Raw genomic sequence first — 14,063 nt, forward strand, 5'->3', positions numbered from 1 at the left:
CGTACCGTTACAGGCAATCGTATTGGGATTTGCGGTCGAACGCGACAGACACCATGTCATAGCCGTCACGGGTGAGCGAGGAAATCAGGTCACGGTCCCGCAGCAGTGCCATACAGACCTTGTGAACACTCGCCTGCAGCTGTTCATATCCCTGTTCGGACTGCAGTCGGAAATCAACAATCAGGTATTTGCGGTCGACCGTGGAGGTTGCCGGAATGTCCTCGCGTTCCACGCTGTCGTAGCCGACGTAGGTGGCTTCCTGACCGGCAAACAGGCCGCTCATCAGGACGTCGATGTTTTCGGCGGCAGCATAGGGCGCGCTAACGCTGAAGGCGGAGGCCAGAGCCAGGGCGGCGAGGGGGGAGGTCAGTCGCATGATGATGTGTCCCGAGCCAAGTGTAACAGCATGTAACCGGATGTTACGGAAGATTATGGCAAAGTTGGTCGCGGCTTGTCTCCTGTTGTGGTTAGATTTTTCAATTATTTGCAATCTGAACAAAAAATAGCCGATGGCAGCGGGGATTTCCCGCCGAACGGGCCATCATCTATGATGAACGACAACGAAGTGCAGGGAGTCACAGACATGTTTCAGCTGGTATTCAAGGGTGAGTGTACTCCGGGTACCGATCCTCAGGTGGTCCGCAATAATGCCAGGAACCTGTTCAAGGCTTCGGTAGAACAGGTTGAGCGGATGTTCGCGGGCCAACCGGTGGTTATTCGCAATCGTCTGGAGCAGGATCAGGCGGAAAAGTATCGGGCGGTGCTGGCCCGCCACGGCATGGTGGCGTATGTGAAGCCGATGGCTGCTGCACCGCAGGCAGCGCCTGACTCCACCCCGGCAGCGACCGAGACCGCGCCGGCGACGGCTGCCGGGGCTCCGCCGCCCGCAGAGCCGGCCGCCGTACCGGCTGTCGAGCCGGGTGACCGCCTGCCGGTTGCTGGCGACAAGGTCGATGACATTCTGGCCGGCAGCGGCCTGACCCTGGATCCCCCGGGGGTTACCCTGGCCGAGCACCAGGAAGCGGAGGCGCCGATGTTCGAGCATCTGGATGAATGGACGCTGGCACCGCCGGGGGCCGACATCGGTGTGGAACGGGACCTTCCACCCCCTCTGGTTCCGGACGTTTCCCATCTCTCCCTGGTGGATGAGGACAAGGCGAAGCATTGACCACGCACGGATGACACCTATGTTCAATCGCTGTGCCCTGAGTGGCCTGCTGGCACTGCTGGTCCTTGTCGCGCCGGCTGTGCTGGCGGAAACGCCGCAAGCCGAGCCGGGTTCCCGGCCCAAGATCGGCCTGGTGCTCAGCGGCGGCGGTGCCAAAGGGCTGGCCCATGTCGGGGTGCTGCGGGTACTGGAAGAAATGCGCGTGCCCGTGGACGTTATCGTCGGCACCAGCGCGGGATCGGCCATCGGTGCCCTTTATGCCCTCGGAATGCCGGTAGCGCAGATCGAGCAGCAGCTCATCGACATCAACTGGCTGGCCAGTTTCCGGGATGATCCCGGCCGCGCCTACAAGGCGGTGCGTCGCAAATCCGACGATTGGCGCTATCCGGTGGAACCCGGCATCGGAATCCGGCTGGATGGCATCCACCTGGGTAGTGGCATTATCGCGGGCCAGAACCTCGGCTTCATCCTCAACGAGCTGACCCGTGACGCCGCCCTTGTGGAAGACTTCGACCGCTTGCCGATCGCCTTCCGTGCCGTCGCCACTGACCTCGAAACCGGCGAGCAGGTTGTGCTGCGCCGTGGCGACCTCGCCACCGCCATCCGCGCCAGCATGAGCATTCCGGGAGTCTACGCTCCGGTGGTGCTGGACGGCCGGATGCTGGTGGATGGCGGGGTAGCCAATAACATTCCGGTCAGCGTGGCCCACGACATGGGCGCTGACATCATTATCGCAGTGGATATCACCGATCGCCTGCAGGATGTGGAGAGCCTGCGTGAGGCCTTTTCCGTGGTTGGCCAGCTGACCACGCTGATGACCCGAATGAACGCGGATCAGCAGCTGGAACTGCTGCAGGATCAGGATGTGCTGATCCGGCCGGATCTTGAGGGCCATGGCTCGACGGACTTCTACAACGCCCCGGTGATTTTTGAACTGGGCGCGACTGCCGCCCGGGAACACGCCACCGACCTCAGGCCCTTGCAGGTCAGCGAAGACGACTGGCGGGTCTATCAGGGGCATCGCAGTCACCGACCCGCCAGCATTGGCAACATCGTCGGGATCCGGATTGCTGATGATATCCGGCTTGATCGCCGTTTTTTGCGGGCCCGGCTGCGTCAGAAGCTGGGTCAGCCGCTGGATGTGGATCAGCTCGAAGAGGACCTGAAACGGATATACGGGCTCGGGTATTACGAGATGGTGTCCTACAGCCTTTCGCCGACCGGACAGGGCTCGGTCCTCAATGTCGTGGTCAAGGAAAAGAGCTGGGGGCCCAACTACCTGAGTTTTGGTCTGGATTACGAAGACAACTTCAACGACGATACCCGCTTCAATGTTGGCGCGGCCCTGCGTATGACGGAGCTCAATGACTGGGGGGGTGAATGGAAGACCGGAGCTCGCCTGGGTACCGAACCGCGGATCCGTACCGAATGGTTCCAGCCCCTGGATTACGGGTTCAAGCGTTTCCTGATTGCGGGGGCGACCTATCAGCGCAATGAACAGAGTGTGTTCAACAGCACCGGGGATCGCATTGCCGAGGTGGATATCACCCAGCGCGAACTGGACCTGTCGCTGGGTACCGAACTAGGTGTCAACGCCGAAGCGCGCTTGGGTATCACCCGCGGCTACGCCACGGTGGACGATCAGGTGGGTGCCAGGATTGCTCCGGGCGGCGCCATTGACCAGGGTGGCTGGAATCTGCGTCTGGTCCATGACTCCCTGGACGATCCGTTTCTGCCGAAAAGTGGTGCTTTTGCCGGCATTCGCGGAGAGTACGAGCGGCCAGGAATGGGGGCAGACCGCAATCTGGACCGTTACACCATGATGCTGGCGGCAGGCGGGTCCTGGAACGAGTATGGCGTGGTCGGTCAGCTCTATGCCAGTGCGGTGACTGACGGCGTGCCGGGTGTTGAAAACTCGGTGTTGCTGGGTGGTTTCCGCCAGCTGTCTGCCTACAGCCGGGGTGAAATTGCCGGGCCGGATGCGGCCCTGGCCTCGGTGTTTGTCCATCAACGTTTTGGCGGGCCCTTTGTGCCTTATTTTGCCGGTGTCGGTTTCGAGACCGGCAATGCCTGGCAATCGCTGGGCGATGCACGCTGGAATAACCTGTTGCGTTCCTGGAGCGTGTTTGCGGGGGTGGACACCTTTCTTGGTCCGGTCCAGTTGGCGACAGCCTACAACAATCGGGACGACTGGAGCGCCTACCTGAATATCGGCTTCGCCTTCACCCAGCTATTCGATTAACGCGCCGCTCAGATCGGACCGATCGGGGCAATCAGGTACAGCACCGGCTGCTCGCAGGAGCCGCTCAGCGGGCGCCGCAACAGAGCCTTGTATTCCGCTCCGCGTGTGGCGCCCGGTGGCGTCGGGTAGAACAGGATCTCGTCACCGGGGAAAAACTGCCAGGTCCCATTTCCGTTGCCGTCTGCGGTTGCTTCCACCAGCAGGATGGCGACGCCTTTTACCTGGCTCCAGGCACAGGGCAGCTCCGGTTGCGGTACCGCAGGCGGGTCCTCTGGCGGTGCCGGCATCATCGGGGTGACCGCCGTTTCGCGGGGGGCGGTGGCACAGGCGACCAGCAGCAGGGTCAGGCCCAGTCCGAGGCCGCCGCGGAACAGGTCAGCGCACGGCATCATTGGTCTGTTCCTTGACCTCGAGGGCAGCAAGTACCTGTTCGCATTGCAGGCTCGCGTAGCGGCGCAGGATGTCGGTCAGCCGTTCTTCATCGCGGGCGCGGATGGCCTCGATGGATTCCCGCATGTGGGCCAGGTTGTCTTCCAGCAGCTTCTGACTGCCCTGGCGGAACGCCACGAAGGCACAGCGTTTGGCGGACGGCCAGAGGTCGTCAATGGCGGCGACGATAAAATAGTTGTCAGCGTAGGCCAGGGAGGCCTGGGTATATTCGATGCCCAGTTCCAGGAACGCCAGCAGGTCGTTGTTCTGGTGACAGGCTTCCATCCGCTCATAGAGCGACTCCAGTCGCGTCATATCCTGCGGCTGCCACTGGCGGGCCAGTTTGCGCCCGGTATGGGTGAGGTAGAGCTCGAGTATTTCGTAGAGGCTGCGGACAAAGAAATGATCGAGCTCGGTGACGAAAGCACCCTTGCGCGGCACGTTGCGGACCAGGTGGCGCTTTTCCAGTAACAGCAGTCCTTCGCGGATGGAGCCGTGGCTGACGTCCAGCTGTTTGGCCATGGCGGTTTCATAAATCCGCTCGCCGGAGTGCAGTTGCCCGAAGGCAATCAGGTTTTCGATGTGGCGGGCCACCTGCTCGGTGAGGGTTTCTCTGGGTTTGAACGTGTTCATGGACCTGGTTAACTGCCGTCAGGGGGGCGAATCGGATGTCGCGAATACTCTCATATTCCGCGCCGCGGGAAAACGTCCCGCACTATCCCGTGGGGTCAGAGTACCGGTGCCAGCAGGCGGACGGCCCGGCAACACAGCCGGAACAGGTGGGAGCGATCGCGATAGTCCCGCTCGGTCATCAGCCGGCATTTGGTGAGATCTTCCTCGAGCATCCCGGTAACGTCGCGGACCAGCGCCCGGCCGGTGGACAGCGTGGTGATCTCGAAGTTCAGCCGCATTGACCGGTTGTCCAGATTGGCGGTGCCGATCGCGGCATAGCGGTCATCCACCAGGACCACCTTCTGGTGCATGAAGCCAGCCTGGTACTGATAGATGCCGATGCCAGCGGCAGACGCCTGGACCAGATAGGAATATGCCGCGAGCCGGATCAGCGGCTGGTCCGATTTTTCGGGGATGATGATGCGTACGTCCACGCCCCGCAGCGCCGCCAGTTGCAGCGCGTTCACCACCTGGAAGTCCGGCACGAAATAGGGTGAGGCAATCCAGATTCGGGAACGGGCGTTATTGATGCAATTGAGAAAAAACAGGGTGCAGGTTTCGTAAGGGTCGGCCGGCCCGGTGGCCAGCACCAGCACGTTCTCGCCGTCAGGGTCGGGCTCCGGCGCATCCCAGTTCAGCCGGGGAATGTCGTTAGCTGCCCAGTTCCAGTCCTCCAGCCAGGCCAGTTGCAGGCCCAGGACTGCGGCGCCGGTTATGCGGCAGTGGGTATCCCGCCAGGGCTCCTGATCCATTGCCGTGCCGAGGTACTCGTCGCCCAGGTTGATGCCACCGACAAAGCCGATGGTGCCATCGCACACCAGCAGTTTGCGGTGATTGCGAAAGTTGATCTGGAACCGCCGCCGGCGGATGTTGCCGTCACCGAACGAGGCGATCCTGGCGCCGGCGCTGCTCAACTCCTTCAGGTAGCGGCCGGACAGGAAGGCGCTGCCGATGTCGTCGTAGATAAACCACACCTTGACGCCTTCGGCCAGCTTACGCTTGAGAATCGACTTGATGCGCTGGCCGACCCGGTCCGAACGCACGATATAGAACTCCAGCAGAATATAGTCCTGAGCGCTTTCCATGGCTTCGAACAGGGCGTCGAAGGTAGCCACACCGTCTTTCAACAGGGTGCAGTGATTGCCTGCGGTAAAGGGCTGGCGGGCCAGTTTGCACAGCACCTGCAGTTCGTCACTCAGGTGTTCCTGCTGTGGACTGGTAATGGCCGCGGTTTGTTGCTCAAACTGATTCAGCAGCGGAGCCAGGGTCTGGTCGCCCATCCGGCGTGCACTGACGTAGCCGGAGAACCGGTTGCGACCGAACAGCATGAACAGAGGGACCGCCAGGTAGGGCAGGCCGAGCAGGCCGATGATCCAGGCAATCGCGCCCTGGGCAGTCCGGTAGGTCAGCAGGATGCGGTGCACACAAACCAGCGCCACACCGTAGACGACGGCCAGGATAATCGCGATCAGCGAGAGGTCAGCCATGGTTACTCCGATTCCTCGGGCGATCCCATGGCCAGGCAGCGCGCCCGGTACTGGGCCGGGGCAACCCCCGTCCACCGCTTGAAGGCGCGGCTGAAGGCACTGAGCTCGGAGAACCCCAGCAGGAACGCGATCTCACCGAGGGCGTAGCGATCCGCCGCGACATAGCGCAGGGCCTTATCCTTGCGAACCTGCTCCACCAGGTCGTGGAAGCTCATGCCTTCCTTCTTGAGCCGGCGGTACAGGGTCTGCCGGCTCATATGGCATTGCCGCGCCAGGCTGTCGGCATCAATCCGCTCGGTGGACATTTGCCGCGAGATCAGGCGGCGGACCTTGCGGCTGAACGAACGCCGGGTCTGGATTCGTGCCAGCAGGCTGTTGACCTGGCGCAGGACCGCCGAATAGACGTAGGGGTTGCGGCGGGGGATCGGGTGCTCAAGGAAGCGGCTGGCGAAGGCGATCCGGGTGCTGCCGCTGCCAAAGCGCACAGGCCCCCCCAGCAGGGCCTCGTACTCATTGCCGTAGGCTGGTTCCGGGTGAGCGATTTCGGCCCAGTCTACGGTAATCTGCGGGTGGATGAAGTGACGGGTGCGGGATAGCGCCGCCGCCAGAGTCCGGTCCATGTCCTGTCGGCAGTAGTGCCCGGGAATATCGGGCTGCCAGGTGAGAATCGCCTGATCCTCACTGTGTTCGAAGCTGAGCAGAACCGATTCGTTGACCAGGCGGTGCAGGCGGACGTATTGGGTGACGGCCTCGCCGAGGGTGTCGCAGTTAAAGAAGACGTGGCCAACCAGGCCCATACGCTCGGGGTCCACCACCGCGCCGGCATGAAGGCCAACGGCGGGATCCCCGGTCACCTGCTCGGCGTACTCCCATAACCGGTAATGGCGATCTGCGGCGACCCGCCGGTCCGGATCCTGCAGTTGCTCCAGGCTGGCGCCGGTTATCTCCTCCACCCGGGCCGGTTCCAGCAACCCCAGGTTGTCCAGGTAGTGGATCAGCGCCAGAGTGCTGGAGGCCGCCACCGCCGGTGGATTGACCGCCACTGCGGTTTGCTCCGATGACTCGGTCAACTTTGCTCGGTCCTCGTACGGCTGTTTGTCAGATTGATACAAAATGTCAAATGGCTGGGTCAGCCTGTCAACGGTTTGTCATGGCTTTAACGATAGCATTAGACCATCGCACAAAGGCAATCAATCTGCCGTAAACCGGAGGTATTTTTATGGAAAATCCGCTGTTTGTTCCAAATACCGAGCAAGAACGCAAGAATTTCGAAGCGTTGGCCGAGTACCTGAACAACATGTACTTCTGTTGATGATTCGGAAGGTGTCTCAGAGACTTGTTCACTGATTTCTGAGGATTACGGGCCGGCTTGCCGGCCCCTTTTTTTGTCGCAAACGTCCTGTCCCCGTCCCCCCCCCCTGTTTTCCTGCTGTCCTTCCACTGTCCGCGGCGGTCACCCGCTCGCTCGGCCTGTACAGACAGAGGGCTGTGCCGCCGGTCATTGAGTGTTAATGTAAGCCGCTGACCAGACGTCTGTTTCACAGTAAGCGAGGAGCCAGTTCATGAGTGTTGCGCTTAACGGCCGGGTTACCGGCACCGGCAAGCCCCTGATCATACTGCACGGCCTGTTCGGTTCGATGGAGAACCTGGGGGCCATTGCCAAACGGCTGGAAGACCAGTGGCAGATCCATGCCCTGAACCAGCGCAACCATGGTCGCTCACCCCACAGTGACGTCATGGATTACCCGGCGATGGCCGCGGATGTGATTGCCTATATGGACGCCCAGGGGCTCAGCAGTGCCGCCATTCTCGGTCACTCGATGGGCGGCAAGACCGCGATGCAGGTCGCGCTGACCTATCCGGACCGGGTGGACCACCTGATCGTCGCGGACATCGCTCCGGTCACCTACAAGCCCCGCCATGATGCCATCCTGGAAGGTATGACAGCGATTGACCCGTCCGGCTTCAAGTCCCGGCAGGAGGCGGATGTCGCCCTTGCTCACTACGTGGAAATGCCCGGGGTGCGCCAGTTCCTGCTGAAGAATCTGGAGCGGATTCCGACGGGGGAGAGTGGGGCTGGCGGTTTCCGCTGGCGGATCAATGTCCCGGTGATCGAGGCCTGTTACCCCAATCTGGCGGCCGCTCCGGAGGGGGACGCTTTCGAGGGGCCGACCCTGTTCATCAAGGGTGCCGACTCCGCCTACATCCAGGACAAGCATCGGGACGAGATTGCCCGGCTGTTTCCAAAGGCCGAATTGCAGATCATTGAGGGCACCGGACACTGGCTGCACGCCGAACAGCCGGACCGGTTTGCCGAGCTGTGCCGGAATTTCCTCGCAGCCTGACCCGGTGCCGGGATCAGGCTTCTGCCTGGTCCCCGGCCGGGCGAAGGTCGCCGCCGGGAGCATTCAGGGCAGCCATCTTGCGATCAAACACCGTTTTGGCGCTGAACACGATACCGCCCATCACCAGAAGTGCCGCGACGGTGAACAGGGGAGAGGTGATTTCGTAAAGCATCGGAACTCCGGAGTGTGGTCTGGCGACCCTTGACAAGGGGTGGTTAAAAAATGAACGGCGACTATACCCGAGCCAGTGGCCCGCTTCAACCGCCGCCCTGAACGGCCTGCCTGAGCATTGGGTGGTTCGGCGCCCTCTGCTATGGTTCGGTCGTGCTCTGATAAAAAAAGGATTCGGCGTATGAAGTGGATTATGGTCGTCCTGCTGGCACTGTTCGTTGGCGTCGGTGGTTTTTTGTTGCAGCCGTCGCCCGTAGACAGCCGTGCCTGGGATGCCCCGGCGGCACCGGCAATGACCGGCAAGCTGGCAGCTAACCAGGTGTTACAGCAGGCCGAATTGCTGGCGCAAGGGCAGGTGTATGGCCCTGAGGATACTGCGGTGGATGCCGCTGGCCGGGTCTATTCCGGCACCCAGGACGGCAAGATAATCCGGGTCTGGCCCGATGGCCGGGTAGAAACCTGGCTGACCACCGGCGGTCGTCCCCTGGGGATGGTGTTCGACCAGCAGGGCAACCTGATTGTCGCCGATGCCTGGAAGGGACTGCTGTCCATCGACCCCCGGGGCAAGGTTGAAGTGCTGACCCGGGAAGCCCATGGCCTGCCCTTCCGGTTTACCGATGATGTGGCGATTGCGCCCGATGGCCGTATCTACTTCAGTGATGCCAGTTCCCGCTTCCACCAACCGGATTACCGGCTCGATCTGCTGGAAATGCGTCCCCATGGCCGGTTGTTGCGTTACGAGCCGGTCAGCGGCCGGACCGAGCTGGTGATGGGCGGCCTGCATTTTGCCAACGGTGTCGCGGTGTCGCCACAGGGCGACTATGTCCTGGTCAACGAAACCTGGAAGTACCGCATCCTGCGCTACTGGCTGAAGGGACGAAAGGCGGGGCAGAGTGAGGTGTTTGTCGACAACCTGCCGGGCTTTCCCGATAACCTGGCGGTGGACAGCGAAGGCCGGTACTGGGTGGCGTTCCCCACCCTGCGCAACCGCCAGGTCGACACCCTGCACCGATACCCCTGGCTGAAGGAGCTGGTGGCACGGTTACCCGAAAGCCTGCAACCCGCCCCGGAAGACTATGGCCTGGTGCTGGTATTTGATGGCCGTGGCGAGCTGCTGGCCAGCCTGCACGACCCCGAGGGTACCCACTTGCAGGAAATCACCTCGGTGAATCCCCATGATGGATTCCTGTACTTTGGTTCACTTCATAACGACCGGATTGGCCGGCTACCGGTAACGGCTGTTCCGGGCCTGGAGACCGCAAAGAATGATTGAGTTACACGACATCCGGTGGGATCTGCCGGACCCGTTCACCATGACCATCGAGGTACGGGAGGAGGATACCGACCGGCTGGGACATGCCAACAACGTGGTTTATGTGCGCTGGCTCGAAGACATCAGCTGGGCCCATATCGAGAGCCTGGGGATGACGTGGGAGCGCCATGAGGCGACCGGCCGCGCGATGGCCATTACCCGCACCGAGATTGATTACCTGGTCGCCGCCAATGCTGGTGACCGGCTGGTGCTCGGCACCTGGCTGACCGACTTTGATGGCCGCTTCCGCTCTGCCCGCCAGTTCCAGTTAGTCCGGCCGGCGGATGGCAAAACCCTGGTGCGGGCAGTTTCCAGCCATGCCTGCGTCAACCTGCAAACCCAGCGCCCGGCCCGGGTACCCGCCGAGTATGGTGAGATTCTCGGCGGCGCGGTGGTCGCCGGTGGTCGTGGCCTGGACCACATAGGTCCGCGGGACTGAATCGGCCCCGGCTCCCGTGCCGGGCCGGTTTTCTGCTAGGCTGAATACTCTTAGGCCCCTGAAACGGGCGACTGTCGAGGAGAACACCATGACCAACCCTGTAGCGGCAATGGCCAGTGAATTCATGAAGCATGTTGTCTATGACCGCTTTGGCGAGGCGGAGGTGCTTCGCCTCGCCGACAGCCCGGTACCGGCGCCTGCCGCAGGGGAGGTGTGTATCCGGGTCGCTGGCGCGGGCCTCAATCCTATCGACTGGAAAACCCGTAAAGGGCTAGGTTTTGCGGCCCGACAGATCGAGAACTCCCTGCCCTGGACGCCGGGGTATGATGTTGCCGGTGTCGTGGCCGCCGTGGGAGATGACGTGACCACGCTTGCGGTGGGCGACCGGGTGATGGGCATGGTGGGATTTCCGGTCGCTGGCGGGGGCTACGCCGAATACGCGGTGGCGCGTGCCGATGAGTTGACCATTGTGCCGGAAGAGCTCGACCTGGTGGCCGCCGGTGCCCTGCCGCTGGCTGCACTGACCGCGTGGCAGGCCCTGTTCGAGGTTGCCGCGCTGGAACCCGGCCAGAAGGTGCTGATTCATGCCGGAGCCGGTGGTGTGGGGCACTTTGCGGTGCAGTTTGCGCGGGTGCGCGGCGCCCATGTGATTGCCACCGCCTCGGGCCGTAACCAGGACTTCCTTGCCGGGCTAGGCGTTCACGAAGTGATTGACTATCACACCACCGATGTCGCGGATGAGTGCTATGGGCTGGATGTGGTACTGGACCTGGTCGGTGGTGATGCCGGCAAGCGTTCCCTGCATACGCTCAGCGAGCACGGGGTGCTGGTCACCATCCCGACTATCACCGCGGACGAGATCGTCACCGCCGCCGAAACCATGGGGCTGCGCGCCCACGGTATGACCGTGCGGCCGGACGTCTTCCACCTGGAGGAAATCGCCGAGCTCATCGAGGACGGCGACGTGCGGGTCCACATTGACCAGACGTTCCCATTGGCCGAGGTGGCCGACGCCCATCGCCTGCTGGAGACTGGCCACGTGCGCGGCAAGCTGGTGCTGGACTGCCGCGGCGGCTGACGGTCAGGCCGGCGTCGGCTCCGCTTCGCCGTTGTTTTCCCGTTCCCGGCGTTCTTTCAGTGCCTGGGGCGGCACCAGGCTGATCAGTACCCAGTCCTTGTCGGGTTTGACCTCGGAGGGCGAGGTAACCGGCTGGATCCGCTCCCGGTCGTCGATCACGAACAGCAGGATGGCCTGGTGGTTGAACCGCTCCTGGAAGTCTTCAAAGGTGAATTCCTCACTGAGCTGGGTCGTCTTGACGAAATAGCCCTTGCTGACCAGGCTGGCCAGCTTGGCGTAGCTTACCTCGCCGAACAGACCGCGGGTCTGCTGGATCTTTTCGGCGGTCTGATGACGGGCCTTCTGGTCCTGGTCGCCCTCTGACAGGCTGTAGACGCAGCCTTTACCAAACCAGTCCAGGAAGTGGTAGGTGGCCAGCGAGTTCATGTGCTTGTAGGGCGAAATGACCAGCAGATTGCCGATGCCGGTCAGATCAAGGTGGGTCGAGGCATGTTCGGAGACCGGGTTGCCGAAATACACCTGCAGACCGTCCATCCGGGCTTGGCGAACATTCTCCCAGTTGGTGTCACTCAGGGTCACCGGCACTTCGTGTTTCTGCAACGCTTCCGCGATCTGGCGCGCGACCTGGTTGGCGCCGAGGATCAGGAACCCGTAATCGGCCGGCTCGGCCACCTTGAGCAGGCGGGCGATCGGCCTCGCGGTGAGGCTCTGCAGGGTAACCGTGGCAATGATCAGCATGAACACCAGGGGTACCAGGGCGCCCGCGCTGTCATAGCCCTGTTGCTGGAGCTGGAAGGCGAACAGGGCGGAGACGGCTGCAGCGACAATGCCGCGGGGGGCGACCCAGCTCAGGAACAGTTTCTCTCGCCAGCTGAGGCTGGTGCCGATTGACGAAAGAAAAATGCTGAGCGGGCGGGCGACCAGCATCAGCACCGCCAGCACCACCACCAGGCCCCAGCCCAGATCGGCGATTGCGGAGAACTCGATACGGGCAGCGAGGATAATGAACAACGCCGAAATCAGCAGCACGCTGAGGGATTCCTTGAACTCGAGGATGCTGTCGATCGGTACCTGCTTCATGTTGGCCATCCAGATGCCCATCACGGTGACGGTGAGCAGTCCGGATTCGTGGGCCAGTTCGTTGGACACGGCATATACGCCCAGCATGAAAGTAAGGGTGCCGGCATTGTGCAGGTACTGGGGTAGCAGGTGCTTGCGCAGGGCAACCCCGTTGAGCCAGCCGGCCAGCGCACCAATCAGGAAGCCCACAGCAATCGTCTTGCCAAAGATATAAAGCGAGTGGCCGAACACGTTGCCCTGACCCCAGGACACAATCCCCTCAAACACCAGGACCGCCAGCAGAGCGCCGACCGGATCGATAATGATGCCCTCCCAGCGCAGAATGTTGGCCAGGTTCGACTTGGGTCGTACCGAGCGCAGCAGCGGGGCAATAACCGTCGGGCCGGTTACGATGGAGATGGCGCCGAACAGTAACGCGACCTCCCAGGACACTTCGAGGGCCCATTTTGCGGCGAGTGTGCCGATGATGCAGGTGACAATCGATCCAACCGGGATCAGGTTGCGCACCATCTTGCCGTGGCCTCGGATTTCGTCATAACGCAGGGTGAGGCTACCCTCGAACAGGATGACCGCGACCGCCAGGGAGATCAGCGGAAACAGCAGCTCGCCGAACAGCGGTTGCGGGTTGATCCACCCCAACAGTGGCCCTGCCGCAATGCCGCCGGCGAGCAGGAACAGGATGGCCGGCATACGAAGCCGCCAGGCAAGCCACTGACAGAACAGGGAGACGATACCGATGCTGGCAAGAAGGAGAACGATACTGGCTGACATAGGGGAATCAGGTCCGTTGAGTTGATCCGTCAGGGGTTGCCGCCTTCCGTGCCCGGGTCGCTATGCGATTGAGTAGACGGGAGGTAGCGACGAAACCGAATGTTGCCGTAACCGGACTGGCGGCTCCGAAGCCGGACGCGCAGTCCAGTCGCACCGGGCCGTCCGTTGCCGGCTTCTGCAGGCAAACCTCGCCGTCTCCGGCAGGATACGTGAGCTGCTCCAGTGAGTATACAGCCTCGATGCCGAAACGGCGTTTCGGGTTGCGGGAAAAACCGTATTCCCGACGCAGCATATTACGAACCTTGGCCAGCAATGGATCCTGGGTGGTCCGGCTGAGGTCAGCCACCTGGATCTGGGTGGGGTCCATCTGGCCACCGGCGCCGCCAGCCACCACCAGGGGGATCTTGCGGCGCTGGCAATGGGCAATCAGTGCCGCTTTGGCTTTGACGCTGTCGATGGCATCGATGACGCCGTCCATGTCGGGGTGGATGACGTCGGCGGTGTTCTTGGGTGTCACGAACCCGAAGTGGACCCGGATATCGGCGTGGGGATTGATGGCCCGCAACCGGTCCGCCATGGCGTCGGTCTTGGTGCGACCATACTGGCCTTCCAGAGCGTGGAGCTGGCGGTTGGTGTTGGAGACACAGACATCGTCCATGTCAATCAGGGTAATGTGACCAATGCCGCTGCGGGCCATGGCTTCCGCAGCCCAGGAGCCCACCCCGCCAAGACCGATTATGGCGATATGGGACTGGCGGAATGCCTGCAGGGCCAGCCGGCCGTACAGGCGCTCGATGCCGCCGAAACGGAAGGCGTAATCATCTTCAATCATGGTGTCTGGCCCCGGATAACCTGGAAAGCGAATAGAG

At 62.1% G+C, this 14,063-nt stretch carries 14 protein-coding genes; 6 read left to right on the top strand and 8 right to left on the bottom strand.

Features of this window, described 5'->3' with window-relative positions; all coding sequences use genetic code 11:
- Window positions 1-7: 7 nt before the first annotated feature.
- The gene (locus CLH61_RS12730; RefSeq protein WP_099615129.1) at window positions 8-376 is read right to left on the bottom strand and encodes a hypothetical protein; all 369 of its coding nucleotides are present in this window, start codon (window positions 374-376) and stop codon (window positions 8-10) included.
- Between the two features lie 207 nt (window positions 377-583).
- Here CLH61_RS12730 and CLH61_RS12735 point away from each other — a divergent pair, with 207 nt between their 5' ends.
- Window positions 584-1,168: a hypothetical protein gene (locus CLH61_RS12735; protein WP_099615227.1), complete on the top strand. Its 585-nt coding sequence runs from the start codon at window positions 584-586 to the stop codon at window positions 1,166-1,168.
- Window positions 1,169-1,187: 19 nt separating this feature from the next.
- Window positions 1,188-3,410, top strand: a complete 2,223-nt coding sequence (locus CLH61_RS12740; RefSeq protein WP_099615130.1) for a patatin-like phospholipase family protein — start codon at window positions 1,188-1,190, stop codon at window positions 3,408-3,410.
- An 8-nt stretch (window positions 3,411-3,418) separates the two neighbouring features.
- On the opposite strand, the gene CLH61_RS12745 is transcribed toward CLH61_RS12740, so the two are convergent.
- The 4 genes from CLH61_RS12745 to CLH61_RS12760 all read right to left on the bottom strand — a co-directional run bounded on the left by CLH61_RS12745 (window position 3,419) and on the right by CLH61_RS12760 (window position 7,068).
- Window positions 3,419-3,802 (bottom strand): hypothetical protein, encoded by a 384-nt coding sequence (locus tag CLH61_RS12745; RefSeq protein ID WP_099615131.1) that lies wholly within the window; start codon window positions 3,800-3,802, stop codon window positions 3,419-3,421.
- Complete coding sequence (locus CLH61_RS12750; protein WP_099615132.1) at window positions 3,786-4,472, bottom strand: GntR family transcriptional regulator; 687 nt, start codon at window positions 4,470-4,472, stop codon at window positions 3,786-3,788. Before CLH61_RS12750 ends, CLH61_RS12745 begins: the two co-directional genes overlap by 17 nt.
- Before the next feature lie 95 nt (window positions 4,473-4,567).
- Complete coding sequence (gene cls / locus CLH61_RS12755; protein WP_099615133.1) at window positions 4,568-5,998, bottom strand: cardiolipin synthase; 1,431 nt, start codon at window positions 5,996-5,998, stop codon at window positions 4,568-4,570.
- Window positions 5,999-6,000: 2 nt separating this feature from the next.
- Window positions 6,001-7,068 (bottom strand): AraC family transcriptional regulator, encoded by a 1,068-nt coding sequence (locus tag CLH61_RS12760; protein WP_228152632.1) that lies wholly within the window; start codon window positions 7,066-7,068, stop codon window positions 6,001-6,003.
- A 492-nt stretch (window positions 7,069-7,560) separates the two neighbouring features.
- Here CLH61_RS12760 and CLH61_RS12765 point away from each other — a divergent pair, with 492 nt between their 5' ends.
- The gene (locus CLH61_RS12765; protein WP_099615134.1) at window positions 7,561-8,343 is read left to right on the top strand and encodes an alpha/beta fold hydrolase; all 783 of its coding nucleotides are present in this window, start codon (window positions 7,561-7,563) and stop codon (window positions 8,341-8,343) included.
- A gap of 13 nt (window positions 8,344-8,356) precedes the next feature.
- Here the strand turns inward: CLH61_RS12765 and CLH61_RS18400 are convergent, their stop codons facing one another.
- Window positions 8,357-8,515, bottom strand: coding sequence for a hypothetical protein (locus tag CLH61_RS18400; RefSeq protein ID WP_155522956.1), 159 nt, complete (start codon window positions 8,513-8,515; stop codon window positions 8,357-8,359).
- A 180-nt stretch (window positions 8,516-8,695) separates the two neighbouring features.
- Here CLH61_RS18400 and CLH61_RS12770 point away from each other — a divergent pair, with 180 nt between their 5' ends.
- The 3 genes from CLH61_RS12770 to CLH61_RS12780 all read left to right on the top strand — a co-directional run bounded on the left by CLH61_RS12770 (window position 8,696) and on the right by CLH61_RS12780 (window position 11,343).
- Window positions 8,696-9,787, top strand: coding sequence for an SMP-30/gluconolactonase/LRE family protein (locus CLH61_RS12770; RefSeq protein WP_099615135.1), 1,092 nt, complete (start codon window positions 8,696-8,698; stop codon window positions 9,785-9,787).
- A complete protein-coding gene (locus CLH61_RS12775; RefSeq protein WP_211289114.1) occupies window positions 9,780-10,265 on the top strand; it encodes an acyl-CoA thioesterase in 486 nt (161 codons plus the stop codon). The genes CLH61_RS12770 and CLH61_RS12775 overlap by 8 nt, the downstream gene beginning before the upstream one ends.
- 88 nt (window positions 10,266-10,353) lie before the next feature.
- Window positions 10,354-11,343, top strand: a complete 990-nt coding sequence (locus CLH61_RS12780; RefSeq protein WP_099615136.1) for an NADP-dependent oxidoreductase — start codon at window positions 10,354-10,356, stop codon at window positions 11,341-11,343.
- Window positions 11,344-11,346: 3 nt separating this feature from the next.
- Here the strand turns inward: CLH61_RS12780 and CLH61_RS12785 are convergent, their stop codons facing one another.
- Window positions 11,347-13,194, bottom strand: coding sequence for a cation:proton antiporter (locus CLH61_RS12785; protein ID WP_099615137.1), 1,848 nt, complete (start codon window positions 13,192-13,194; stop codon window positions 11,347-11,349).
- Window positions 13,195-13,201: 7 nt separating this feature from the next.
- Window positions 13,202-14,026 carry a tRNA cyclic N6-threonylcarbamoyladenosine(37) synthase TcdA gene (gene tcdA, locus CLH61_RS12790; RefSeq protein ID WP_099615138.1) on the bottom strand — a complete coding sequence of 275 codons (825 nt, stop codon included), beginning with the start codon at window positions 14,024-14,026 and terminating at the stop codon, window positions 13,202-13,204.
- Between the last annotated feature and the right edge of the window lie 37 nt (window positions 14,027-14,063).

This window comes from Marinobacter profundi (assembly GCF_002744715.1).
Taxonomy (GTDB): domain Bacteria; phylum Pseudomonadota; class Gammaproteobacteria; order Pseudomonadales; family Oleiphilaceae; genus Marinobacter; species Marinobacter profundi.

Bases quoted from the DNA above. Each gene is read 5' to 3' on its own strand.
- CLH61_RS12740 (WP_099615130.1), top strand. From the start codon at position 1,188: ATGTTCAATCGCTGTGCCCTGAGTGGCCTGCTGGCACTGCTGGTCCTT.
- CLH61_RS12730 (WP_099615129.1), bottom strand. From the start codon at position 376: ATGCGACTGACCTCCCCCCTCGCCGCCCTGGCTCTGGCCTCCGCCTTC.
- CLH61_RS12775 (WP_211289114.1), top strand. From the start codon at position 9,780: ATGATTGAGTTACACGACATCCGGTGGGATCTGCCGGACCCGTTCACC.
- CLH61_RS12745 (WP_099615131.1), bottom strand. From the start codon at position 3,802: ATGATGCCGTGCGCTGACCTGTTCCGCGGCGGCCTCGGACTGGGCCTG.
- CLH61_RS12785 (WP_099615137.1), bottom strand. From the start codon at position 13,194: ATGTCAGCCAGTATCGTTCTCCTTCTTGCCAGCATCGGTATCGTCTCC.
- CLH61_RS12770 (WP_099615135.1), top strand. From the start codon at position 8,696: ATGAAGTGGATTATGGTCGTCCTGCTGGCACTGTTCGTTGGCGTCGGT.
- tcdA (WP_099615138.1), bottom strand. From the start codon at position 14,026: ATGATTGAAGATGATTACGCCTTCCGTTTCGGCGGCATCGAGCGCCTG.
- cls (WP_099615133.1), bottom strand. From the start codon at position 5,998: ATGGCTGACCTCTCGCTGATCGCGATTATCCTGGCCGTCGTCTACGGT.
- CLH61_RS18400 (WP_155522956.1), bottom strand. From the start codon at position 8,515: ATGCTTTACGAAATCACCTCTCCCCTGTTCACCGTCGCGGCACTTCTG.
- CLH61_RS12765 (WP_099615134.1), top strand. From the start codon at position 7,561: ATGAGTGTTGCGCTTAACGGCCGGGTTACCGGCACCGGCAAGCCCCTG.
- CLH61_RS12780 (WP_099615136.1), top strand. From the start codon at position 10,354: ATGACCAACCCTGTAGCGGCAATGGCCAGTGAATTCATGAAGCATGTT.
- CLH61_RS12735 (WP_099615227.1), top strand. From the start codon at position 584: ATGTTTCAGCTGGTATTCAAGGGTGAGTGTACTCCGGGTACCGATCCT.
- CLH61_RS12750 (WP_099615132.1), bottom strand. From the start codon at position 4,472: ATGAACACGTTCAAACCCAGAGAAACCCTCACCGAGCAGGTGGCCCGC.